1 protein-coding gene is annotated in these 597 nt (G+C 72.9%); it reads left to right on the forward strand.

What is annotated here, in order from left to right; genetic code table 11:
• Positions 1–16 precede the first annotated feature (16 nt).
• Positions 17–597, forward strand: a 581-nt coding sequence (locus HHX37_RS35395) for a hypothetical protein (RefSeq protein WP_182888180.1), incomplete at its 3' end; no start/stop codon positions are given.

Here is a 597-nt window from a genome sequence, read left to right on the forward strand (position 1 = left end):
TCGGAGTGATCACCCCATGCGAATGACCCGCACCACCCAGATACTGGCCGCCTCCGTGCTCGGCCTCACCCTCACCGGCATCGGCGTCTCCCCCGCCCTCGCCGACGACCCCGGCGCCGGCATCGACGTCTCGGTCACCATCACCCCCACCACCACCCCCGGCCAGATCTCCATGACCGTCGCCGACAACAACGGCGTCTCCCTCCAGGAGAACGGCTCCGACGCCGCCGCCCGCCAGTTCGTCGGCACCCTGCCCACCGTCACCGTCACCGACACCCGCACGCCCGCCGAGATCCCCGACGGCGAATTCTGGGCCGTGGTCGGCCAGGCCAGCGCCTTCACCGCCACCGCCACCGGCACCGCCCCCATCGGCCCCGAATACCTCGGCTGGAAGCCCCGCCTGCTGTCCGACACCACCACCGGCGCCGTCGCCGCCGGCGAGCCGGTCTCCTCCGTCGTGTCCGACGGCTCCGGCGCCCCCACCGTCGGTCTCAAGGGCCAGGAACTCCTCGTCTCCACCGCCGACTCCGCCACCGAGATCGGCACCTCCAAGGTCAACGCCGACCTCGCCCTGCGCACCCCCGTCGACGTCGCCGC

Source organism: Microbispora sp. H10885 (assembly GCF_014161415.1).
GTDB classification, from domain to species: domain Bacteria; phylum Actinomycetota; class Actinomycetes; order Streptosporangiales; family Streptosporangiaceae; genus Microbispora; species Microbispora triticiradicis.